Consider the following 22,021-nt stretch of genomic DNA (forward strand, 5'->3'; position numbering starts at 1 on the left):
GGGCAGGCCACAACGCGCGCATCCGGCCAGGCGATTGGCGCACCGCTGCACAGGGCGCCGTCGGGCACCCGGGTTTCCGGACACGCCGGAAGCGTGGTTCTTCCGCGCCGATCCACACGTCCTGCACAACCCGCGCGGCGGCCGGGATGGTGACTCCCGGCTGCGGGACACTGGCGTCGCGACCGGTCCGGTACGATCCCCGCCTCGTCGAAGCATCCACGCAGGACGCCCGTGACTTCCATCATCTCCATCCGCAACCTGGGCAAGACCTATCGCTCCGGTTTCCAGGCGCTCAAGTCGATCGACCTGGAGATCCGCAAGGGCGAGATCCTGGCGCTGCTCGGGCCCAACGGCGCCGGCAAGACCACCCTGATCAGCATCATCTGCGGCATCGTCAATCCCAGCCATGGCACCGTCACCGCCGCCGGCTACGACATCGTGCGCGACTACCGAGCCGCGCGCAGCCGGATCGGGCTGGTGCCGCAGGAGCTGTCCACCGATGCCTTCGAGACGGTGTGGGCGACGGTGAAGTTCAGCCGCGGGCTGTTCGGCAAGGCGCCCGATCCGGCACACCTGGAAAAGGTGCTGCGCGACCTGTCGCTGTGGGACAAGAAGGACAGCAGGATCATGACCCTGTCCGGCGGCATGAAGCGCCGCGTGCTCATCGCCAAGGCGCTGGCGCACGAGCCGGACATCCTGTTCCTGGACGAACCCACCGCGGGCGTGGATGTGGAACTGCGCCGCGACATGTGGGCGCTGGTGCGCAAGCTGCGCGAGCACGGCGTGACCATCATCCTGACCACGCATTACATCGAGGAAGCCGAGGAGATGGCCGACCGCATCGGCGTGATCGACAAGGGCGAACTGGTGGTGGTCGAGGACAAGCACGTGCTGATGCGCAAGCTGGGCAAGAAGCAGCTGACGCTGTCGCTGCACAATCCGCTCGAAGCCATTCCCGACGAGCTCTCGGCGCTGCCGCTGGAGCTGTCCGGCGACGGCTACGCGCTGGTCTACACCTTCGACTCGCAGACCGAGGAGACCGGCATCGCCGCGCTGCTCAGGCGCCTGGGCGAGCTGGGGATCGAGTTCAAGGACCTGCATTCGAGCGAAAGTTCGCTGGAGGAAATCTTCGTCGGCCTGGTGCATGGCGCACAGGAGGCACACGCATGAACTGGCACGCGATCCGCGCGATCTACCGCTTCGAGATGGCGCGCACCTTCCGCACCATCACCCAGTCGATCGCCTCGCCGGTGCTGTCGACCTCGCTGTACTTCGTGGTGTTCGGCGCCGCGATCGGCTCGCGCATGGGCCAGATCGACGGGGTGAGCTACGGCGCCTTCATCATTCCCGGTCTGATCATGCTCTCGCTGCTCAACGAGAGCATCTCCAACGCCTCGTTCGGCATCTACATGCCCAAATGGGTGGGCACCGTCTACGAGCTGCTGTCCGCGCCGGTGTCGTGGTTCGAGGTGGTGATCGGCTACGTCGGCGCGGCTGCCACCAAGTCGCTGATCCTCGGCGTGCTGATCCTGGCCACCGCGCGCGTGTTCGTTCCCTACGAGATCGCGCACCCGGCCTGGATGCTGGGCTTCCTGCTGCTGACCGCGGTGACCTTCAGCCTGTTCGGTTTCATCATCGGCCTGTGGGCCGACGACTTCCAGAAGCTGCAGGTGATCCCGCTGATGATCGTGACCCCGCTGACGTTCCTGGGCGGCGCGTTCTATTCGATCTCGATGCTGCCGCCGGTGTGGCAGAAGATCACCCTGTTCAATCCGGTGGTCTACCTGATCAGCGGCTTCCGCTGGAGCTTCTACGGGGTGGCCGATGTCGACGTGCGCATCAGCATGGCGGCGATCCTAGGCTTCCTCGCGCTGTGCCTGGCCGCGGTCTGGTGGATCTTCCGCAGCGGCTGGAAGCTTCGGAACTGAGGCCGGCCATGCCCCGCTCCAGCCAGTGGGTCGACGCGCTGGACCTGCACGTGGTCGGCATCGCCATCGCACCGCTGGTCCTGTGCGCCATCGTGCCGGTGCCCTGGCTGCCGTGGCTGGTGGCCGTCGTGCCGCTGGGGCGACTGCTGACGCGCGCACGGGACCTCCGGCTGGTGGGGCGGTCGCCGCTGCCGCACCTGGCGGTGAACGGCGTCTTCCTCGGCCTTGCCGCCGCCGGCTTCGCGCTTTCTCCGACATGACCGGCCCGTCCACGCGCTGACGCAATCGCCAGGCTTGATGCAGCGCAAGGCGTGCGCACCCGGCGAGCGGGCACAATGGGGTCCCCGCAGCCACCCTTGGCGGTTCCATGGACAGCAACGGTCCGGACCGTTCCCTCGCAACGGTCATCCGCACCCCGGCGCAGCTCGACGCCTATCTGGCGGCGTTCGCCCAGGGCAGGCACGAAGCCCTGCATCCGGATCTGGCGCTGGAACGCGACCAGTGGCTCATCCTGGCCGGCGATGACGGCGGGGCGGCATGGGAACACGCGCACCGGCTCGGACTGCCGCTGGTGGACATGGGCTCCTTGCCCCCCGATGCGGACGCGGAAAAATGGTTTCCCGGACATGCCGGGCAGCGCCTCCGGGCGACGCCGCTGTTGCACGCGCACGGCTACCTGGCCGTGGCCATCGACGCCGGCACCGACGCTTCCCAGGTGTCGATGCTGGGTTTTGCCGCGTCCCACCCGGTCGTGCCGCTGGTGGCCACCAGCACCGCACGCCTGGGCAAGCACGATCCGCAGTCGGCCCACGAGCAGGATCTGCGCATCGCGCGGCAGATGGGACAGGAGCCTGGCCGTACGGAACAGGTGCGCGCAACGCGCCACGAGGAGCTCGGCCAGCGTTCGGAAATGATCCAGACCATGCGCAGGATCATGGACCTGGCCATCCGCCAGCGCGCCTCGGACGTGCACATCCGCCCGTGCGAGAAGCACTACGAAGTGCTGCTGCGCATCGACGGCAACATGGTCCACCAGCGCGACGTCCTCACCGAAGTGGCGCAGCTGTCGATCAACCGAATCAAGGTCTTCGCCGACCTGGACATCGCCGAGCACCGCCGGCCGCAGGACGGGCGGGGCACCTTCCAGGTGGACGGCGGCCGTCCGATCGACCTGCGCATCTCGGTGGTGCCCACGGTGCTGGGCGAAAGCGTGGTGATCCGCCTGCTCGACACCGATGAAAGCCTCAAGACGGTGGAGCAGATCGGCCTGTCACCCGCCGACCGCGCCGAACTGGACGACCAGATGGCGCGCAGCCACGGCCTGTTCCTGACCACCGGGCCCACCGGCTGCGGAAAGTCCACCACCCTGTACGCGATGCTGCAGGAGATCCGCAAGCAGCCGGTGAACATCCTGACCGTCGAGGATCCGGTCGAATACACCCTCGGTGGCGTCCGGCAGATGGAAGTGAACCAGAAGATCGGCGTCACCTTCGCCACCGCGCTGCGCAGCTTCCTGCGCCACGATCCGGACGTGATCATGGTGGGCGAGATCCGCGACCGCGAAACAGCGGCGATGGCGGTGGAGAGCGCGCTCACCGGGCACCTGGTGATGAGCACCCTGCACACCAATACCGCGGCGACGACCGTGACCCGGCTGCTCGAGCTGGGGGTGGAGGCCTACCTGCTCCGCGCGGCGCTGACGGGGATCATGGCCCAACGCCTGGTCCGCCTGACCTGCGAACACTGCCGGACCGTCGAGGAGCCGCCGGCCGCGATCCGGGCCGCGCTTGGCGTCGGCGCGGACGAGGAATTCAGCATCGGGCGAGGCTGTCCGCGCTGCCAGGGCACCGGCGTGTTCCGCCGCAGCGCGGTCTACGAACTGATGCGCATCAGCCCCGAGATCCGGGACATGATCGAGCCGGGCGTGCAGGCCGACCGCATCCACCGGGTCGCGCTGGCCGCCGGCATGGTGCCGATTACCGAGGCGGCGCTGCGGATGGCGCGCGAAGGGCGGATCTCGCTCGCGGAGGCGTACCGGGTCCGCGCGGACTGACGCGGTGCGTTGCGGCCTTGGCGCAGCAGACCGCCATCACCCGCGGATTGTCGGGGTCGACCCGCCGGACTAGCCGCCTTCGTCCATGACCGTGCGGTTGCGTCCCTGTCGCTTGGCCTCGTACATCGCCGCATCGGCACGCGCCAGCCATTGCGCGGCCGATTCGCCCACGCGGAACGGTGCCGCCCCCACCGACATCGTGACCGGGCGGCCGCCGCACTTGATCTCGCGTTCGACGGCCATGCGCAGCTTCTCGCCGATATCGTGCAGCGACGCCGCGGTGGCGCCCGGCAGCAGCAGGCTGAACTCCTCGCCGCCGATCCGGAAGAAGCGGTCCGCCATGCGCGTGTTGGCCCGTACCAGGTCGGCCAGCTGCCGGAGCACGTCGTCGCCGGCGAGGTGCCCGTAGGTGTCGTTGACCTGCTTGAAGTGGTCCAGGTCGAAGACCAGCAGGCCCAGTGGCTGGCCACCGTGGATGCTCTGCGACATCGCCGTCCGCAGCTCGCTGTCCAGCCCGCGGCGGTTGTGCGCACCGGTCAGCGGGTCGCGCATCGCCAGCGTTTCCAGGCGCGCATGCTGGGCCGCGGCGCGGGCCGCGAACACGAAGGAGAACAGGCTCACCACGCTGGCGGAGACCACGAAGCCGAGCTTGAGCGTGACGTCCGGCAGCGCCGCGTCGCTCAGGGCGATGGCGAAGATGGCCGTGGCCGAGATGACCAGGGCGGCCACCCGCGTGGTCAGCAGGAAGTTGGCGACCAGCACCGGATAGACCCACAGCACGCCCGACAGGTCGGCGATGTGCGCGATCGCCACGCAGCCGAGGGAATAGGCCACCGCCAGGAAGATCGACACGCTGCGGGTGCGGCCCGTGCGCCAGGCGATGGTGGCCGCGGCCGCGATGCAGGCGATGATCGCCAGGTCGAGCACGCCCGCCAGCGTCTGCCCCTGGGCCAGGCGACGGACGGCGAACGGCGTCACGCCGATCACGGTGATGGCGCCGAACAGGACGATGAGGGCGAGCTGGAAGTCCGCCTTGAGCCTGTCTTTCCACATCTGCGTGCTGGGCCTCCGCGGTTGTCGGTACGGGTCCGATGCCGGACGCCGGGTGTCGGCGTTGTGCCATCGGCCTTCCAATCGAGGCTAGCGGACCGGCGCCTCCCGATGCGTGAACGGTGCCACCGCTGGCGGCGGGGCTGGCGCAGCCCGCTGGCGGGCGTCGTTGCCGACCGGATCGGGCGGCAACCGCGCTACCATCGGATGATGGATCCCGACCAGATCGTCTCGCTGTTCGACCAGCAGGCTGCGGGCTACGACCGCCAATGGGCCAGGACCGCGGCGATCCGCGACTGCCTGTACCTGCTGCTCGACCCGTTGCTCTCCTCGCTGCCCACGGAAGCGCGCGTACTCTGCGTGGGGGTGGGCACCGGGCAGGAGATGGCACACCTGGCAGGACGCTTTCCCGGCTGGACGTTCACCGCGGTGGAGCCATCGGGCTCGATGCTGGCAGCCTGCCGCGCACGGGCCGTGGAAGAGGGGTTCGCGCATCGCTGCCGCTTCCACGAAGGCTTCCTCGATTCGCTGCCGGCCCAGGCACCGTTCGATGCGGCGACGTGCTTCCTGGTCTCCCAATTCATCACCGACCGGGCGCAGCGCATCGGATTCTTCCGCGGGATATCGGAACGCCTGGTTGCCGGCGGCCTGCTGGCCAGCTCGGACCTCGCCGCGGACGTCGGGTCGGCTGCCTACGAGGTGCTGTTGCCGGCATGGATGCGAATGATGCAGGACGCAGCGGTCGCGCCGGAGGCCCTGGAGCGCATCCGGGCGGCGTACTCCTCGGACGTCGCCGTGGTACCGCCGGCCGAGGTGGAAGCGATCATCGCGGCGGCTGGTTTCGATTTCCCCGTCCGCTTCTTCCAGGCCGGATTGATCCACGCGTGGCTGTCGGCCAGGCCGGCCGCGCCTCGCGGCTGAGGCGGTCGCGGCGCCTCAGCGGCCGCGACGCTCCGCATGCCACGCGCGCCGCGCCCGGATGCGCCTGAATCCCAGCACGATCGCGCCCACTCCGGCGACGGCGAAAATGCCCATCCCCTGGACGGCCTGCCGATCCACGTCAACCTGGCCATGCAACAGCGCCACCAGCACCAGGGCCGCCAGCGCAAGGGCGATCAGTCCGGCGACCAGCAGGCTCGCGCCCTTGGGCGGTCCCGCTTCACCGCTGCGTTCGCGCAGCGCATCGCGTTCGCGCCGGTAGCGGCTGTAGCGCATCAGCGGCCAGAACAGGACCGCGGCGATGGCCGGTATCACGTACTGCATCTGGTCGCGGGTGAACGGTCCGAACAGCACGTCCATCGGGATCGCCAGGGGCAGTGCGATCAGCAGCGCCAGCAGGCCCATGCCCAACGGTCGATAGAAGCGCATCGCCGATTCCGGGACGGGCTTGAGGTAGGGCATCGCGGGCTCCTTGCCGGGGCGGTGGATCAGGCAGCCGCAAGCCGCGTCCGTGGCCTGAGCGCGACGTTCCGCGTTTCGCTCATCAGCTGCAGCTCGCCGTCCTGGATCATCGCGGTCAGGCGCATGCCTCGTTCGAGCAGGCCGGCCACCGCCTCGACATCATCGGGCGACAGGTCGATCACGGTGAGGTTCTTCAACCGCGACAGCGCGGCCCCCGCCTTGTTCCACCAGATGTCCGCGCTGCCGCCGCTGTAGGTGACCAACACGACCTGGCGGGCGCGGGCGCAAGCCTTGCGGATGCGGCTCTCGTCGGGCTGGCCGAGGTCGATCCACAGGTCGACGTCGCCGGTGTAGTCGCGCTGCCACAGGTCCGGATCCTCGTCGTTGCTCAGCCCGCGGCCGAACTCGAGCCGGTCGTGCGCGTACAGCGCGAACGCGATCAGCCGCACCATCAGGCGCACAGGGGTTTCCGAAGGATGCTGGGCGAGGGTGAGGTTGTGGCTGGCGTAGTAATGCCGGTCCATGTCGCTGACCTGCAGCTCCACCTTGTAGATCGTTGCGTTGGGGGCCATGCGCCTGCCGACATGCGGGGAAACGCGATTGTACGGGCTGGCCTGCGCATGCGTGGCAGGGAGTGGCCTGTGTCCTGCCGGGCAGGCGGTCAGGACCGGTATTCGCCGGAACCCTGTACCCACAGGAACGACTGCAGGTCGATCATGTCCCGGGGTCGCAGGTCCCGCAGGTCGCGCCGCACGGTTTCGGCGAACTCCAGCAGCGCCGCGTAGGTGTCCCAGCTGGGCCGCGACTGGTAGGGCAGGGGATGGCCGTAGGCGTGGGCGGCCGCGCGCATGGTGTTGGGTTTCATGAACATGTGGCGGTCCGGCTGCGCGATGAACCCGAACACGGTGACGACGGGCCAGGTCAGCACGCGCGTCTGCCTGCGCGGCAGTGCGTCGATGGTCGCCACCCAGCGCTCGAAGCGGGTCGCCATGCTGCCGCGTCCGTGCAACCAGTCGTACAGGCCGTGGGCGAACACGAGCGCGCCGTCGCCGCTGCGCAGCGCATCGCGCAGGGCCATCTTCTCGAACGAGAACAGCATGCTGTGCCGCGAGCGCTGTTCCACCCGCATCGCCCGCGCGGCCGCTTCCTCTGCCCGGCCCTCGCGCAGCAACCGGCGGAAGACGGCGGGCGGCAGCGCCTCCTGCCAGCGCTGGTGCGATTCCCGCTTGTAGCCGCGCTCCCACTCCAGGTACAGCGGGTCGCGGAAGCCGCCGGGGAACTGGCGCAGGAACCTGCGCCGGCAGCGCGCCGCTGCGGCGGATGGACCCTTAGCGGCAGCCGATGCCTTGACCATGCCTGCTTCTAGCATCGCGGTGCTGACGGGCGCGTGCAGGTGGCGGGGGCACGCGACGATGGGAGCCATCACCGAATCGGCAAGCCAGAGCTGCGTTTTGCGATCGGTCGGGCGTCGTGGCCGTGCAATCATCCCGGGCGCGCCACGCGGCAGTCCTGGCGCATCCCGACGTGCCTGCGCGGTTCGATGCGCCGGGCCATCCACCAGGAGGACGCAATGGACCATCCCTTGCAGCGGATACGCTGCGCCGTGGCGCTGTTGGCCCTGCTCGCGATGGCGCCGCTGGCCGCGCAGCCGGGCACCGCGCGCGACGGGCAGCGCGCCGAGGACATGGCCACGGCGCTGGTCGCGCGCATGACCACCGACGAGAAGCTGGCGCAGCTGCTCAACACCGCACCGGCGATCCCGCGCCTGGACGTGCCCGCCTACAACTGGTGGACCGAATCGCTGCACGGGGCGATGGGCGCGCTGCCCACGACCAACTTCCCCGAGCCGATCGGCCTGGCCGCTACCTTCGATGCTGCGCTGGTGCAGCGCGTGGCCGGCGTGATCAGCACCGAGGTGCGCGGCCTGCACGCGCTGGCGCGCCAGACCGGCCGCACCGGCCGCATCGGCACCGGGCTCAACACCTGGTCGCCCAACATCAACATCTTCCGCGACCCGCGCTGGGGCCGCGGCCAGGAAACCTATGGCGAGGACCCGTTCCTGGCCGCGCGCATGGGGGTGGCCTACGTGCGCGGCATGCAGGGCACGCATCCGGAATGGATCGACGTGGTCGCCACGCCCAAGCACTACGCGGTGCACAGCGGCCCGGAATCGACGCGCCACGAGGCCAACGTGTTCGTGTCGCGCCGCGATCTGGAGGACACCTACCTGCCGGCCTTCCGCGCCGCGATCGTCGAAGGCGGGGCCGGGTCGGTGATGTGCGCCTACAACCGCATCGACGGGCAGCCGGCCTGCGCCAGCGAACTGCTGCTCAAGGACATCCTGCGCGATGCCTGGTCGTTCAAGGGCTATGTGGTGTCCGACTGCGACGCGGTCACCGACATCCGCAAGCACCACCATTTCGCGCCCGACGCGGCCAGCGCGGTTGCCGCGGCCATGCGCGCGGGCGTGGACAACGAATGCAGCGGCGCCACCCTCACCGACACCGACGGCCTGGCCGAGCCTTACCGCGAGGCGCTGGCGCGCGGGCTGCTGTCGATGGCCGACATCGATCGCGCCCTGGTGCGCCTGTTCGCCGCGCGCTATCGCACCGGTGATCTGCCCGGGCTGCGCCCGCTGTCCACCGACAGCGCCTCGCCGGCCGATGTGGGCGCCCCCGCGCACGCCGCGGTGGCGCTCGAGGCCGCGGAGAAGAGCCTGGTCCTGCTCAAGAACGATGGCGCGCTGCCGCTGCGGAGCGATGCCCGCATCGCGGTGATCGGCCCGCTGGGCGATGCCACGCGCGTGCTGCGCGGCAACTATTCCTCTCCGCAGTCGGCGCCGCCGGTCTCGGTGCTCGAAGGCCTGCGCCGCGCCATGCCCGGCGCGCAGGTGCGGCACGTGCCGTTCGGCGAAACCTTCACCGATGGCGATCCGGTGCCGACCAGCGCCCTGCGCACGCCCGAGGGCGCGCCGGGCCTGCTTGCGCGCTACTACAACGCGGCCGCGGCGCCGCCGGCGCGCTTCGCGCCAGGCGAGCTCGATGCCTGGGTGCAGCGCACCGGCTTCGAGTCCGAGCCCGTGGTCAGCCGTGTCGAGCCGGACGTGAACTCGCGCAGCCTCGACCTGGCCCAGGTGCGCGACGTGCATCGCGTGCAGTGGACCGGCTACCTGGTGGCGCCCGAGAGCGGCACCTACCGGCTCGGCATCGGCGGCTTCAACGGCGAGATGACGTTCGACGGCAAGCCCTTCGTCGACCTGCGCGGCGCCTCCTGGAACAGCCTGCCGACGATGAAGACCGTGCGCCTGGAAGGCGGCCGGCGCTATCCGGTCACGGTGACCACCGAGGCGCGGATCCTCACCGGCATCGGCATGGTCTGGAAGCGCGTGTCCGACACGCCGGAAGCCGACATGCGCGCGGCTGCCGCCGACAGCGACGTGCTGGTGGCGGTGGTCGGGCTCACCTCCGACCTGGAGGCCGAGGAAGCTCCGATCGAGGTGCCCGGCTTCAAGGGCGGCGACAAGACCTCGCTCGACCTGCTGGCCGACCAGCAGGCGCTGCTGGAAGCCGCACGCGCCACCGGCAAGCCGCTGGTGGTGGTGCTGATGAACGGCAGCCAGGTCAACCTGGCCTGGGCGAAGCAGCATGCCGACGCCATCGTCGAGGCTTGGTATCCGGGCCAGTCGGGCGGCCTGGCCGTCGCCAACGTGCTTGCCGGCCACGTCAATCCGGCCGGCCGCCTGCCGCTGACCTTCTACCGCTCGGTGGACGACCTGCCGCCGTTCGGCGACTACGACATGCGTGGCCGCACCTACCGCTATTTCGACGGCGATCCGGTCTATCCGTTCGGACACGGGTTGAGCTACACCCGGTTCTCCTATGCGCCGCTGCAGCTGCTGCCCGCCGCCGGCGGCGCGTCCGAAGGCCTGCGCGTGCGCACCGAAGTGCGCAACACCGGCGAGCGCGCCGGCGACGAGGTGGCGCAGCTGTACCTGGACTTCCCGGACCTGGACGGCGTGCCGCGCATCGCGCTGCGCGGCTTCCAGCGCGTGACGCTGGCGCCGGGCGAACGCCGCGCCCTGGAGTTCGATCTCGATCCTCGCGCCCTGAGCGCGGTCGACGTGGAGGGCGACCGCCAGGTCATGCCGGGACGCTACCGGATCTGGGTCGGATCCGGCCAGCCCGGCACCGATGGGGCCGGGCAGGGCGCCGGGTTCACCATCGAGCGCGGACGCGCCGTGGCGCGCTGATCCGCGCCACTGGCGCCGCGGGAGGCGCGTAGCGGCGGAACAGCCTCACTCCCGGATCGGACCAGCGGCGAAACCGCGGTCGCGCGGATGCTCAGAAGCGTTCGCCCACCGGCAGGTAGCGCCAGCTTCCGGCCGGCATCTTCGCCAGCGGGATCCGGCCGATGCGGATCCGGCGGATCGACACCACCGCCAGGCCCACCTGCGCGCACATGTCGCGCAGCTGGCCGTCGCGCACGGCCTTGATCGCGAAGCGCAGGCGGGTTTCGTTCTGCCAGCTCACCTTGCAGGGGGGCAGCGGACGGTCCTGGAAGCGCAGCCCGCGGCTGAGCTGCCCGAGGGTCCAGACGCCGGGCGTGCCGGCCACCTCGACCACGAATTCCTGCTCGATGCCGTCGGCGTCCTCGGTCAGGCGCCTGCGCACCCGGCCGTCCTGGCTCATCACCATCAGTCCGCTGGCCTCGCGTTCCAGCGGAAACAGCGGCACGAGGCGCTGGAAATGCTGCTGGAGCAGCCGCACGCCGCTGGCGTCGCCGTCCCAGCGTGTGGCCGGGGAGACCAGCGCGGTCGCCGGGCTGGCACCCTCGCAGGCGTCGAGCCCGGCGGGCTTGTGCAGCAGGATCGTCGCCGGCTCGTTGGCCTGCAGCCGCGCGGCGTGGTCGATCTCGATCGCCTCGCCGGTGACCATCAGCTGCGGCTCTTCGACCACGCGGCCATCCACCTTCACCCAGCCGCCCTGGACGTACTGCTCGGCCTCGGCGCGTGAACACCGCGCCAGCTCGGCCACGCGCCTGGCCAGTCGAACCGGATCGGACATGCCTCTGCACCACGGAAACAGGGGGGCGCAGTGTATCGTTCGCGCACTCCTGCGTGCCGGATGACGCCGATGCGGGTCTTCCAGCGCGCATCGAACCGGCTTTTCCACTCCGAGGTGCCATGAAAACTCCCGCAGGCCTGCAGGCGCTGATCGACGACGGCGTGATCGATGCCGTGATGCGTCCGCTCAAGAGCGGCAAGGAGGCGGCCGTGTACGTGGTGCGCGCGGGCGAGGAGATCCGCTGCGCCAAGGTGTACAAGGACATGGCCCAGCGCAGCTTCCAGCAGCGCGTGCAGTACCAGGAAGGTCGCAAGGTGCGCGGCAGCCGCGAGGCGCGCGCGATCGGCAAGGCCAGCAAGTATGGCCGCAAGCAGCAGGAAGCGGCCTGGAAGAACACCGAGGTCGATGCGCTGTACCAGTTGCGCGACGCCGGCGTGCGCGTACCGGAACCTTACGGCTACTTCCATGGCGTGCTGGTGATGGAGCTGGTGGTCGATGCGAACGGCCATTCGGCGCCGCGGCTGGGCGAAGTGGAACTCTCGCCCGACGAGGCCCGCGGCTTCCACCGTTTCCTGGTGCGGCAGGTGGTGAAGATGCTGTGCACCGGCCTGGTACACGGCGACCTGTCGCCCTACAACGTGCTGGTCGCCGCCGACGGGCCGGTGGTCATCGACTTTCCGCAGGTGGTCAGCGCCGCCGGCAACAACGCCGCGCGCACCATGCTGCTGCGCGATGTCAACAACATCACCGCCTGCCTGGGCGGTTGGGCACCCGAACTGCTGGAGACCTGGTACGGCGAGGAGATGTGGGCGCTGTTCGAAGCCGGCGACCTGCGGCCCGACAGCGAGCTGACCGGCGTGTTCGAACACGACGAGTCCGCGCCCGACATCGACGGCGTGCGCCACGCCATCAACGATGCGCGCGAGGAAGCGCTGATCCGCCAGCAGGGGAGGGAGGCGGCGGCAGAGTCGGATTGAAGCGCCGCTGCGAACCTGCGACCCGTCGAGTCGAGGCTTGACAGACCTGCGCCGGCTCGGCGGCACGCCGCGCCCTGTCGACCGGGGCTCGCTTTTCGCTCGGTCGGGGCATCCTGCCCCGACTCGCGCGCAAAACATCCATGTTTTGCTTGTCGCGACCCCCGGTCGCCAGTGCGCGGCTACCTGACACTCAAGCTGCGATGCTTCGGTGACAGGGTTCTCGAAGCCACGCGACGACGGATCGGAACAGACGTACCGACAATCCCGATCGAACCTGGCAGCCGGGCGGTCCAAGCGGCCCGCTCCCCTGTCAAAACATCAGGCGCTCTTGCGCTCCAGGTAACCGTGCATCTTCAGCCAGCTCACCCAGGCCTCGAACCAGCCGGTGCTGGTGGTGTCCTTGGGGTACATGCCGAAGCCGTGGCCGCCGCGCTCGTAGTAGTGGAACTCCACCGGGCGCCCGGCCTTCTGCCAGCTCTCGATCAGGCCGAAGCCGGCGTTCGAGAACAGGCCGTCGTCGGCCGCCAGGGCGACGAACATCGGCGGCGCATCGGCCGGGACCTCCATCGCCGAGATCGGCCCGTAGACGTTGCCGATGAAGGCCGGCTTCGCGTCCTGGCCGTGCAGGGCCGTGGTCAGGGTCAGCATGGCGCCGGCCGAGAAGCCGATCATGCCGATGCGGTCCGGATCCACGTTCCACTCCCCGGCGCGGCTGCGCACCAGGGCGAACGCCGCGCGGGCGTCGGCCAGTTGCGGCGCGAGCATGGTGGCCGAATCGCGCGAACCCGGGTCGCGCGGCGGGCGCGGGCCGGCCAGCATGTCGCGGATCGACTTGGCGAAGCCGTCGAGGTCGGATGGCGTCTGGTTGAGCCGGTACTTGAGCACGAACGCCGCCACGCCGCGGTCGGCAAGCGCGCGCGCCACGTCCCAGCCCTCGTTCTCCATCGACAGCGAGCGGAAGCCGCCGCCCGGCGCCACGATCACCGCCGCGCCCGTCGCCTTCGCCGGATCAGGCAGGAACGGCGTGAGCGTGGCATCGGTGACGTTGCGCGCGAACACGCTGCCGTACTGGCGATGCCAGGCCTCCTGCTGCCTGGCGTCGGGCAGGGTGCCGGTGTCGAGCGCGATCGCGTCGGGCTGGGCGGGCGTATCGATCGCCGTCATCGTGTCGTCCTGCGCAGACACGGCAGGCGCCAGCGCCCAGAGCAATGCGAATGCCGCGGTCAGCGCGGCGCCGCGCCGCGTGCCGCGGCCGGAGCCGTGCAACTGGCTGAACTTCGTTGTCATGGATGTCCTCCCTAGATGTGGCGCGCGAAGCTGCAACGCCCGGCGTCGAGGATAGGACAGGCACGCCGCCACACACGCTGCGATCAGCTATTGGTCGCGCGCGATCATCGATTGGAATGCGGATGACGGTGTCTGGCGAAACCGGTCGATGCCTCGACACTTCGCGCCGTGCGCGGCATGCGCGTTGCGATTCGAACGGCATGGCCACCGCAGTGGTGCACGACACCCCTCAACCGGGGCGCAAACGGCCGATCGGCCGTCCCCTCAGCCATGCCGGCGACCCGCGATCCAGCGGTCGAGCTGGTTGGCGAAGGCCTGCCGGTCGCGTGCGTGGAACACGGCCGGGCCGCCGGTCTGCACGCCGGCGCCGCGCAGTTCTTCCATGAAGCTGCGCATCGACAGGCGCTCGTCGATGGTGTCCCGGGTGTAGCGCACGCCGCGCGGATCGACCGCCTCCGCGCCGCGCTCGAGCACGCGTGCGGCGAGCGGGATGTCCTGGGTGACCACCAGGTCGCCCGCACCTGCGCGTTCGGCGATGAAGTCGTCGGCGGCGTCGAAGCCGCCCTGCACCTGCACCGCGCGCACCTGCCGCGAGGGCGGGGTGCGCAGCCACTGGTTGGCCACCAGCGTCACCGGCACCTGCGCGCGCTCGGCGGCGCGGAACAGGATCTCGCGGATCGCCGCGGGACAGGCGTCGGCATCCACCCAGACCTGCGCGGTCCGGGGCGTGGCGTCATTCATGGATCACAGCATGGCGAGTTCGACGTTCGACAGGTTGCCACGGTACTGGTTGCGCAGGCGCACCTTGCGCACGAGGTCGGCGATGATATGGCCGCTGAAGTCGACGCCGGTCAGTTCCTCGGCCATGTTGATCCCGCCTGGGGTGTCGACGTTCACCTCCATAAGCTTGTCGCCGACGATGTCCAGGCCGGCCAGGTACATGCCGTCGTGGATCAGCTTGGGCGCGACCAGTTCGGCCAGGCGCAGCGCGTCCTCGTCGGGTTCGACCAGTTCGATCTTGCCGCCCGCGCTGATGTTGCTGCGCGCGTCGCCGCTGTCGTTGTAGCGGCGGAAGCAGGCATAGCGCCCGTCCACCTGCAGCGGGCGGCCGTTGAGCGTCAGCAGCCGCAGGTCGCCGTCGGCGGCCTTGGGCAGGTATTGCTGAGCGATCGCATAGCCGTCGCGGATCACAGCGTCGATCATCTGGTTGACGTTGGCGCCGCCGTCGTCGTTCACCACGAACACGCCCTGGCCGCCAGACCCCTGCAGCGGCTTGATCACGCCGCGCCCGCCCTGCGCGGCGATGAACGCCTTGATCTCGTCGGCGTCGCGGCTGATGCAGGTCACCGGACGCACATCCTCGGGAAAGTGCTGGAAATAGGTCTTGTTGGAGGCATCGGTGAGGTGGGTCGGGTCGTTGAGCACGATCACCCCGCGGCGCACCACCAGCTGCGCGAACAGCAGCGCGCTGTTGGGCGCCCAGGGGCGGTCGACCAGCTCCTCGGCCGGGTCGCTGCGCAGCATCAGCACATCGAGTTCCTCGACGTTGATGCGCTCGACCGTCGCGTCCTCGGCCTGCAGGTCGGCCAGCAGCGCGGCATCGTCGGCGTAGCTCTCCCCACCCGGCACGTGCGCCTTGGCGCGGACCACGCCGTCCTGGTCGTAGATAAAGCCCTCCAGGCCGATCAGCGCCACCGAATGGCCGAGCGCGAGCGCCCTGCGCGCCAGGCGGATGGTGGTGTAGTTGTCCTGTTCGGTCGCCACGTCGTTGACCACGAAGCCGAGGCGCAGGGGACGGTCGTTCATGCGGGTTGTTCCTGGAGGGGGAGTGGTTCGGGATGCTGGTGGTGGAGGCAATCCGGGCCGAGGCCGCGGCAGCGCTCGAGCGCCTGCGCGAATCCGTCGGCGCTGGCGTAGCGGGGCAGCAGGCGCGGCGGCGCGGCCCAGCCCTGGTCGACCAGTTCGGCCAGCACCTCGCGATGCGCCAGCGCGAACTTGCCGGTGAACAGGGACGGGAAGTCTCCACCGTCGCCAAGGTCGGCCAGCAGGTCGCGCAGCCCGCGCAGGTAGACCGCGTCCTTGGTCAGCCCGCCGCCACGCAGTGCACGCACGGCCACGTCGAAGGCGTCGTCGGTCGCAAAGCCATGCTCTTCGTGCAGGCAGGCGAAGATGGCGGGAATGCCCTGTCGCCGGGTCGCCATGTCGGCCGCCACCACGCGTGCGGCGAGGATGCGCAGCCGCTCGCCTGGCAGGTAGCCGGTCAGGTACTCGGCCAGCACGCCCAGGCCCTCCTGCAGTGGATCGTACTGGGCCAGCCCGACCGCCAGCTGCCGCAGCGGCTGGCGGGCGCCGTTGTAGTGGGTCACCACGTGGGTGCCGATCTCGTGCTGCACCAGCGGCTGCAGCCGGGCCTGGGGCAGGCGCAGGTCCGCATCGAGGTAGAGCCGGCCGTGCGAGACCATCATCAGCGAACCGACGTCGGCGTTCACGGTCACGTCCAGGCTGAAATCCGGCGCCCTTTCGCAGTACCACGCCACCTCGTCCTCGACCGCGGTCACCACCGCGTCGACGCCGGTATCGGCCTCCAGCGGTTCGCCGGGCGCCACGTCGGACAGGATGCGCCGCGCCAGCGCCAGCAGGTCCGGCTCGACGCCGCCGAACAGCTCGATGCTCGCGGCGATGAAGCCTTCGGTGCCACGCAGCCGGACCAGTTCGATCGTGCGCGCCAGGTCGACCTGCTTCTCGCCCAGCACCTGGGCCAGCAGCGGCGACTCGATGCCGTCGACCGGCAGCGCGAGCAGCCGCTGGCGCATGCCGTCCACGTCGAGCAGCGGCTCGGCGTAGCGCAGGTCGGACACGCGCGTGCGGCCGCTGGCGTCGAATTCGTCCCACAGCGCGTCGGTGCCCAGCGGATTGAGCGCGAGCAGCCAGTCGAGCTCGGCGTCGATCGACAGCAGCGCCGCATCGACATCGGCGGCCACCGGGGGCAGGGGGCGCAGGGGCGGCTGCGGCGTCTCCACTCAGCGCCTGCGGAATTCGGGCCGTACCGCCGCCACCGCCGCTTCCAGGCCGCGGCCCAGCGCCTGCAGTTCCGTGATGTCGGCGCGGCCGGTCCACTCGTCCATGAAGATCTTCTTGTACTCGGGCGAGATCGTGCAGACGCGCGAACCCCAGCGGGCGTAGACCCATTCCGGGAAATGGCCGCCGGTCGGGAAGCGCACGTTGGCACGCACGTCCGGGGTGCGGCCGGCGATGGGAACGCTGCGCAGCGCCTGGGTGAAGCGCTCGGCCACCGCGCCCCAGCGCTCGGGATCGGCGGTGGTCAGGCCAAGCTCGATGTCGGGATTGTCCGCCTGCGGCGCGCACGCGGCCGATGCGCCGTCGCGGCGATGGTTGTAGCTGTGCAGGTCGACCAGCAGCACCGCGTCCCAGCGCTCGAGCAGGTGCTCGACCAGTTCGGCGAACATCGCGTAAAAGCGATCCCAGCGCTCGAGCGAACGCGCGATCTCCGCCTCGGGCAGGGGCGATTTCCACACCTCCAGCCCCCAGCAGTGTTCCGGCTGCGCGTACACGGCCAGTTCGCGCGGGCGGTTGAGGTCGACTTCGAACCGCGACACCGGCACGCGGATGCGCACGTCGCCCACTGCGGTGAGCAGACCGGTGAGCGGATCTTCTTCGCGCAGGCGTTCCTCGCGCGGCAGCGCGAGCAGGGGCTGCAGCGACGGCCGGATCGTGTGGCCGTCGTGGATCGCGGTGGCGACGACCGGCCCCTCTGCCAGGGTGATGTCCCAGTCGCCGCGCCGCGCCGTCGGAACGAGTTGTGGGCGCGTTTCGAACCAGCCCCGCGCCGGGGCGTTTCCTTCGGGTGCCATCATGGCGGCGATGCTCGCAGGCGCCCAATGATCGGCCCGTGACGGGCTTGAACGGTCCATGAAAATGCGGGCGTCGCGCCGTCGCAGCGCGCGAGCGGACGCCGTCGGCTACGGCGGGCGCAGCGTGCGAATCGGCGCGTGCAGTGGCGCCGCGCAACCGTCGCGGCGGCTCAGCCCTCGACGTGCTGCGCGATGCTCGCGCGGGCCATCCTCACCGCGCGCTCGAAGTTGGACGCCAGGTGCAGGGCGCCGTCCTCCAGTCCCATCTTCGCGATCACCCGGTTGGGCTGCTCCTGCAGGCCGGACACGATCAGCACGATGTCGCGACGACGGCAGCGTTCGGCGAGCTTCTTCAGCGCATGCACGCCACTGGCGTCGATCACCGGTACCAGCCGCATGCGCAGGATCAGCACCTTGGGCGGTTCGAAGAACTGGTCGAGCAGGTTGTCCAGGCGGTTGGCGGCGCCGAAGAACAGCGGCCCGCCGATCTGGTAGGCCTCCACGCCTGGCGGCAGCTGGGCGCGCTGGTCGAGGTCGGACTCCCGCGGCGGGCCGGACCCCAGGTCGTCGTCGATCAAGCGCACGCCCGAGCTCACCTCCACCGCTTCGGCCATGCGGAACATGAAGACGAAGGCGGCCAGCACGATGCCCGCCTGGATGGCGAGGGTCAGGTCGAACAGCACCGTCAGCAGGAAGGTCAGCAGCAGCACCAGCCGGTCGCCCCACGGCGCGGACATGGTGTTGCGGAAGTTTTCCGCCTCGCTCATGTTCCAGGCCACCACCAGCAGCACCGCCGCCAGCGCGGCCAGCGGCACGTAGCGCATCAGCGGCGAGAGCAGCAGCATGAAAAGCAGCAGGAAGCCCGCGTGCAGCATGCCGGCGACCGGCGTGCGCCCGCCCGAGCGGATATTGGTGGCGGTGCGCGCGATCGCGCCCGTGGCGGGCAGGCCGCCGAACAGCGCCGAGCCGACGTTGGCCACGCCCTGCGCGACCAGTTCGCCGTTGGAGCGATGGCGGCCGCCGGTCATGCCGTCGGCCACCACCGCCGACAGCAGCGACTCGACGCCTGCCAGGAAGGCGATGGTGAACGCGCTGGGCAGCAGGTCGAAGGTGCGTTCGAAGGGAATGTGCGGAAACTCGAACGCCGGCAGCGAGGAGGGCAGGTCGCCGAAGCGGCTGCCGATGGTCTCGGCCGGCAGGCCCAGCCCCACCGCGGCGAAGGTGCACACGCACAGCGCGATCAGGAAACCGGGCCATTTCGGCCGGCCCTTGCGCAGGCCCACGATCACCGCCAGCCCCAGCACGGTCAGCGCCACCGCGGCCGGCTGCGTGCTGGCCAGGTGCGCGCCGTAGGCGGTCCAGCGTTCGAAGAACTCGGCCGGTACGTCGCCCATCTGCAGGCCGAGCGCATCCTTGACCTGGCTGGAGAAGATGCTCACCGCGATACCGGCGGTGAAGCCGGTGATCACCGGTTGCGGCATGTACTTCATCAGCGTGCCGAGCCGCAGCAGGCCGGCGGCGATGAGCATCAGGCCGGCCATCAGCGTGCACAGGATCAGCCCGCCGTAGCCGAAGGTCTGGATGACCACGAACACGACCGGGATGAATGCGGCGGTCGGTCCGCCGATCTGGACCCGCGAACCGCCTAAGAACGAGATGAGGAAGCCGGCGATGATCGCGGTGTGCAGGCCCTTCTCGGGCGTTGTGCCCGAGGCGATCGCCAGCGCCATCGCCAGCGGCAGCGCCACCACGGCCACGGTGAGCCCGGCCAGGGCGTCGGCCTTGAGCGCCTGCAGGCCATAGCCCTCGCGCAGCACGGTGAGCAGCTTGGGCTCGAACATCCGCAGGTACTGGCGGCGATCGAAGCGTGCCATCGTTCAGGCCTCCGGCATCGCCTTGAGCCGCACGCCGCGGCCCAGGCCGGCGCTGGCCTGGCCGTTGCCGATCAGCTCGACGCCACAGGCTTCCAGCGCCTCCACCACCTTGGTCAGGGTTCCGACCACACCGCGCACCGTGCCCTCGCTGGCCTCCATCCGCTGGATGGTCGGCAGCGACACGCCGGCCAGTTCGGCCAGGCGACGCTGGTCGATGCCGAGCAGGGCGCGCGCGGCGCGCAATTGGGGGGCGGTGATCATCTGGTGTTTCGGTGGGCTGCGCCCATTATGCAGGCCTCAGTCATGAGTAGGCAAGCTTGGAGCCTCATATGTGATGGATTGAACATCATCATGGGGTGGGCGGGGTCGCCGGCGGTCGGCCTCTCCCTGCGCCGGTCGCACCCCTGATCCGCGGGAGGTACGGTGAATGGGCGCGGCGGCCGACCGTCGCAACGGCACGCAGCTGTCGCGCTCATCGCGGCCGCGCCTCACGCTGCGGCCACGCGTGGTCCAGCAACGTTCCGTTCTCCGCTGCGATGAAGGAACTGGTATGGCGACGCGCGACATCCTCAAGACCCTGCAGGCCGAACACGACGAGCTGCGTGCGCTGTTCGAGGAAATGGAAGCGACCACCGACCGCGCCTCGAAGAAGCGCGCCAACCTGCTCGAGCGGATCGAGGCGAACCTGCTGCCGCACGCGAAGTGGGAAGAGCAGGTGTTCTATCCGATGTTCGCCGAACGCGCGGACCGCGACGGGCTCAAGACCCACGCCGAGGCCCTCGAGGACCATCGCGCGGTGGAGAAGACGGTACTGCCGGACGTGCATGCGGCGGAACTGACGACGCCGCAGTTCGCCGGCCGGGTGAAGGTGTTCGGCGAGATGATCGACCACCACGCCAAGGAAGAGGAAACCACCATGTTCCGCATGGCGCGCAAGCTCTTCAATGCGAAGGAGCGCTCCGAGCTCGACGTCGCGTACGAGGAATGGAAGGCCTCGCCGGCGGCGGCAGCGGCGGTTCTCGCCGCGGAGGCGCAGACGGGCGCGAAGGCCGCGGTCAGGAAGGTGACGCGGCGGGCCTAGTCCCGCCGGTTACGGCAGGGAGGGTTCGGGCTGCGCCGGATCGACGTCCCCGGCCAGCGTCCACACCACGTCCAGGCCCTGCGGATCGCGGCTGAGGTGGAAGTAGGCCGGCATGTCCGGCAGCAGCGGGCCCGACCGGGCCTGCGCCGGCGCGCCGGGCGCGGCGAACGGCACCAGGAAGAGTCCGTCGGCGCGGATGGTGCGTCGCGCGCCTGCATCGGCCAGGTCGCCGATGTCCTCGATGGTGCCGCCTCGCTCGAGCAGCGGCTGGCTGAAGTCGACCAGCACGTCCACCTGCGCCCGGGGCCGCCCCGGCAGGGCGAGTGTGGCCCCGGTGACGAGCAGGTCGGACCAGACCTTGCCGTTGCGCGGCAGCTCGTCGTAGCGCTGCCGCGGCAGGCCCGCGTGCGATCCCGTGGCGATTGCATCGAGCGCGCCGACCAGCGCCAGGAAGTTGAGCTTGCGCAGCCGCTGCTTGTGCAGGTCGCCCTCGATCCCGCCCGACTCGATCAGCAGGGTGGACACGCCGGCGCCCGCGGTGAGGTCGCCGAAGGCGCGCGGATTGTAGGTGTCGTCCCACTTGGCGATGTGGCCGCCGATGTAGGGCTCGAGCACGGCGCGCACCGCCACCGCCAGTTCGATCGCGCTGCCGCGGGTCGCGTCCACCTCGCGGGCCTCGTTGAACGCCGGCGCCAGCAGCGCCACGGCGGTTCCGCGCGTGGAGCCGCCGACCCGGTAGCCGACCTGCTGGTCGTGCAGGTTGAAGCCGAACGCGGGCCGCACCCGTTCGCGCAGGTCGTGCAGCGCGCGCGCCTCGGGTGACACGAGCGCGCGCGCGTCGCGGTTAATGTCGATGCCCTGGGCATTGCGGCGCTCGAAACGCGCGGCGCCATCGGGATTGACGATCGGCAGCACGTGCAGGCGCGTGTCCCGGTGCAGGCGCCGCACCAGCGGATGGCCCGGATGGGCGGCCAGGAAGCGGAACAGGTCCGCCAGCGCCATCGACGCGGTGCTCTCGTCGCCGTGCATTTGCGACCACAGCAGCACGTGCGTATCGCCGTCGCCCCAGGCCACGTGGCGCAGCGGGCGACCTTCGACGCTGCGGCCGACTTCCTCGACCTGGAAGCGGCGCGATCCTTCGAGCAGCGGCGTGGCGACGGTCCACCAGTGCTCGGGCTGGAACCGCCGGTCCTCCAGCCCCGGCACGCGGATGCGCGCGTCGTACAGCGCGTCCAGTCCAGCCAGCCAGGCAGGCGGTGGCGGCAGCGGGGCTTCGGCCGCGGGCGGCTCCGGCGCCTCGCCCGCCCACGCGTTAGGCAACGAAGCCAGCGACCAGAGCAGCAGGGCAGCGAGTCGGCGCATGCGGTTCGATTCCGGCGAAACGGAGCATGCTCGGAGGCGGCCTGCGCGATGTCAACGCGCGTGCCGTGCGCTG

21 protein-coding genes are annotated in these 22,021 nt (G+C 70.2%); 8 read left to right on the forward strand and 13 right to left on the reverse strand.

The genetic code is table 11. The features are described from left to right. Positions 1-231 precede the first annotated feature (231 nt). The 4 genes from Q0863_RS12505 (at position 232) to Q0863_RS12520 (ending at position 3,981) form a co-directional block, all read left to right on the forward strand. Complete coding sequence (locus Q0863_RS12505; protein ID WP_298578362.1) at positions 232-1,170, forward strand: ABC transporter ATP-binding protein; 939 nt, start codon at positions 232-234, stop codon at positions 1,168-1,170. Next, entirely contained in the window at positions 1,167-1,928 is a 762-nt protein-coding gene (locus Q0863_RS12510) for an ABC transporter permease (RefSeq protein ID WP_298578364.1), read from the forward strand. The genes Q0863_RS12505 and Q0863_RS12510 overlap by 4 nt, the downstream gene beginning before the upstream one ends. A gap of 8 nt (positions 1,929-1,936) precedes the next feature. Then, complete coding sequence (locus tag Q0863_RS12515) at positions 1,937-2,188, forward strand: hypothetical protein (RefSeq protein ID WP_298578366.1); 252 nt, start codon at positions 1,937-1,939, stop codon at positions 2,186-2,188. Positions 2,189-2,295: 107 nt separating this feature from the next. Then, entirely contained in the window at positions 2,296-3,981 is a 1,686-nt protein-coding gene (locus Q0863_RS12520) for a GspE/PulE family protein (RefSeq protein WP_298578367.1), read from the forward strand. A 69-nt stretch (positions 3,982-4,050) separates the two neighbouring features. Here the strand turns inward: Q0863_RS12520 and Q0863_RS12525 are convergent, their stop codons facing one another. Continuing rightward, positions 4,051-5,034, reverse strand: coding sequence for a GGDEF domain-containing protein (locus Q0863_RS12525; RefSeq protein WP_298578369.1), 984 nt, complete (start codon positions 5,032-5,034; stop codon positions 4,051-4,053). A 207-nt stretch (positions 5,035-5,241) separates the two neighbouring features. Here Q0863_RS12525 and Q0863_RS12530 point away from each other — a divergent pair, with 207 nt between their 5' ends. Further along, positions 5,242-5,952 (forward strand): class I SAM-dependent methyltransferase, encoded by a 711-nt coding sequence (locus tag Q0863_RS12530; RefSeq protein WP_298578371.1) that lies wholly within the window; start codon positions 5,242-5,244, stop codon positions 5,950-5,952. Positions 5,953-5,967: 15 nt separating this feature from the next. Here the strand turns inward: Q0863_RS12530 and Q0863_RS12535 are convergent, their stop codons facing one another. The 3 genes from Q0863_RS12535 to Q0863_RS12545 form a co-directional block, all read right to left on the reverse strand. Further along, complete coding sequence (locus tag Q0863_RS12535) at positions 5,968-6,432, reverse strand: hypothetical protein (protein ID WP_298578373.1); 465 nt, start codon at positions 6,430-6,432, stop codon at positions 5,968-5,970. A gap of 26 nt (positions 6,433-6,458) precedes the next feature. After that, positions 6,459-7,004, reverse strand: a complete 546-nt coding sequence (locus Q0863_RS12540) for a YaeQ family protein (RefSeq protein WP_298578375.1) — start codon at positions 7,002-7,004, stop codon at positions 6,459-6,461. A gap of 89 nt (positions 7,005-7,093) precedes the next feature. Then, positions 7,094-7,855 (reverse strand): hypothetical protein, encoded by a 762-nt coding sequence (locus Q0863_RS12545; RefSeq protein ID WP_298578377.1) that lies wholly within the window; start codon positions 7,853-7,855, stop codon positions 7,094-7,096. A gap of 147 nt (positions 7,856-8,002) precedes the next feature. Here Q0863_RS12545 and Q0863_RS12550 point away from each other — a divergent pair, with 147 nt between their 5' ends. Beyond that, entirely contained in the window at positions 8,003-10,681 is a 2,679-nt protein-coding gene (locus Q0863_RS12550) for a glycoside hydrolase family 3 C-terminal domain-containing protein (RefSeq protein ID WP_298578378.1), read from the forward strand. Positions 10,682-10,772: 91 nt separating this feature from the next. Here the strand turns inward: Q0863_RS12550 and Q0863_RS12555 are convergent, their stop codons facing one another. Beyond that, positions 10,773-11,495 carry an RNA pseudouridine synthase gene (locus Q0863_RS12555; protein WP_298578380.1) on the reverse strand — a complete coding sequence of 241 codons (723 nt, stop codon included), beginning with the start codon at positions 11,493-11,495 and terminating at the stop codon, positions 10,773-10,775. Positions 11,496-11,614: 119 nt separating this feature from the next. On the opposite strand from Q0863_RS12555, the gene Q0863_RS12560 reads away from it, so the two are divergent. Continuing rightward, on the forward strand, positions 11,615-12,472 hold the full coding sequence (locus Q0863_RS12560; RefSeq protein ID WP_298578382.1) for a PA4780 family RIO1-like protein kinase: 858 nt from the start codon (positions 11,615-11,617) through the stop codon (positions 12,470-12,472). A 318-nt stretch (positions 12,473-12,790) separates the two neighbouring features. On the opposite strand, the gene Q0863_RS12565 is transcribed toward Q0863_RS12560, so the two are convergent. The 7 genes from Q0863_RS12565 to Q0863_RS12595 form a co-directional block, all read right to left on the reverse strand. Then, positions 12,791-13,759 carry an alpha/beta hydrolase gene (locus tag Q0863_RS12565; RefSeq protein ID WP_298578384.1) on the reverse strand — a complete coding sequence of 323 codons (969 nt, stop codon included), beginning with the start codon at positions 13,757-13,759 and terminating at the stop codon, positions 12,791-12,793. 264 nt (positions 13,760-14,023) lie between these two features. Further along, positions 14,024-14,500, reverse strand: coding sequence for a YaiI/YqxD family protein (locus Q0863_RS12570; protein ID WP_298578387.1), 477 nt, complete (start codon positions 14,498-14,500; stop codon positions 14,024-14,026). Positions 14,501-14,503: 3 nt separating this feature from the next. Next, entirely contained in the window at positions 14,504-15,565 is a 1,062-nt protein-coding gene (locus tag Q0863_RS12575) for a hypothetical protein (RefSeq protein WP_298578389.1), read from the reverse strand. Next, positions 15,562-16,779 (reverse strand): tyrosine/phenylalanine carboxypeptidase domain-containing protein, encoded by a 1,218-nt coding sequence (locus Q0863_RS12580; protein ID WP_298578392.1) that lies wholly within the window; start codon positions 16,777-16,779, stop codon positions 15,562-15,564. The genes Q0863_RS12575 and Q0863_RS12580 overlap by 4 nt, the downstream gene beginning before the upstream one ends. Further along, positions 16,780-17,634, reverse strand: coding sequence for an N-formylglutamate amidohydrolase (locus Q0863_RS12585; RefSeq protein WP_298578393.1), 855 nt, complete (start codon positions 17,632-17,634; stop codon positions 16,780-16,782). It lies immediately after the preceding gene. Between the two features lie 167 nt (positions 17,635-17,801). Then, entirely contained in the window at positions 17,802-19,505 is a 1,704-nt protein-coding gene (locus tag Q0863_RS12590; protein ID WP_298578399.1) for a SulP family inorganic anion transporter, read from the reverse strand. A gap of 3 nt (positions 19,506-19,508) precedes the next feature. Then, on the reverse strand, positions 19,509-19,766 hold the full coding sequence (locus tag Q0863_RS12595) for a helix-turn-helix domain-containing protein (protein WP_298578405.1): 258 nt from the start codon (positions 19,764-19,766) through the stop codon (positions 19,509-19,511). A 166-nt stretch (positions 19,767-19,932) separates the two neighbouring features. Between Q0863_RS12595 and Q0863_RS12600 the strand changes: the two genes are divergently transcribed. Then, a complete protein-coding gene (locus Q0863_RS12600; protein ID WP_298578407.1) occupies positions 19,933-20,586 on the forward strand; it encodes a hemerythrin domain-containing protein in 654 nt (217 codons plus the stop codon). A 9-nt stretch (positions 20,587-20,595) separates the two neighbouring features. Here Q0863_RS12600 and Q0863_RS12605 read toward each other — a convergent pair whose 3' ends face one another. Next, a complete protein-coding gene (locus Q0863_RS12605; RefSeq protein WP_298578409.1) occupies positions 20,596-21,948 on the reverse strand; it encodes a M14 family zinc carboxypeptidase in 1,353 nt (450 codons plus the stop codon). Between the last annotated feature and the right edge of the window lie 73 nt (positions 21,949-22,021).

Origin of the sequence: uncultured Luteimonas sp., from assembly GCF_947492465.1 — a bacterium.
Lineage (GTDB): Bacteria > Pseudomonadota > Gammaproteobacteria > Xanthomonadales > Xanthomonadaceae > Luteimonas.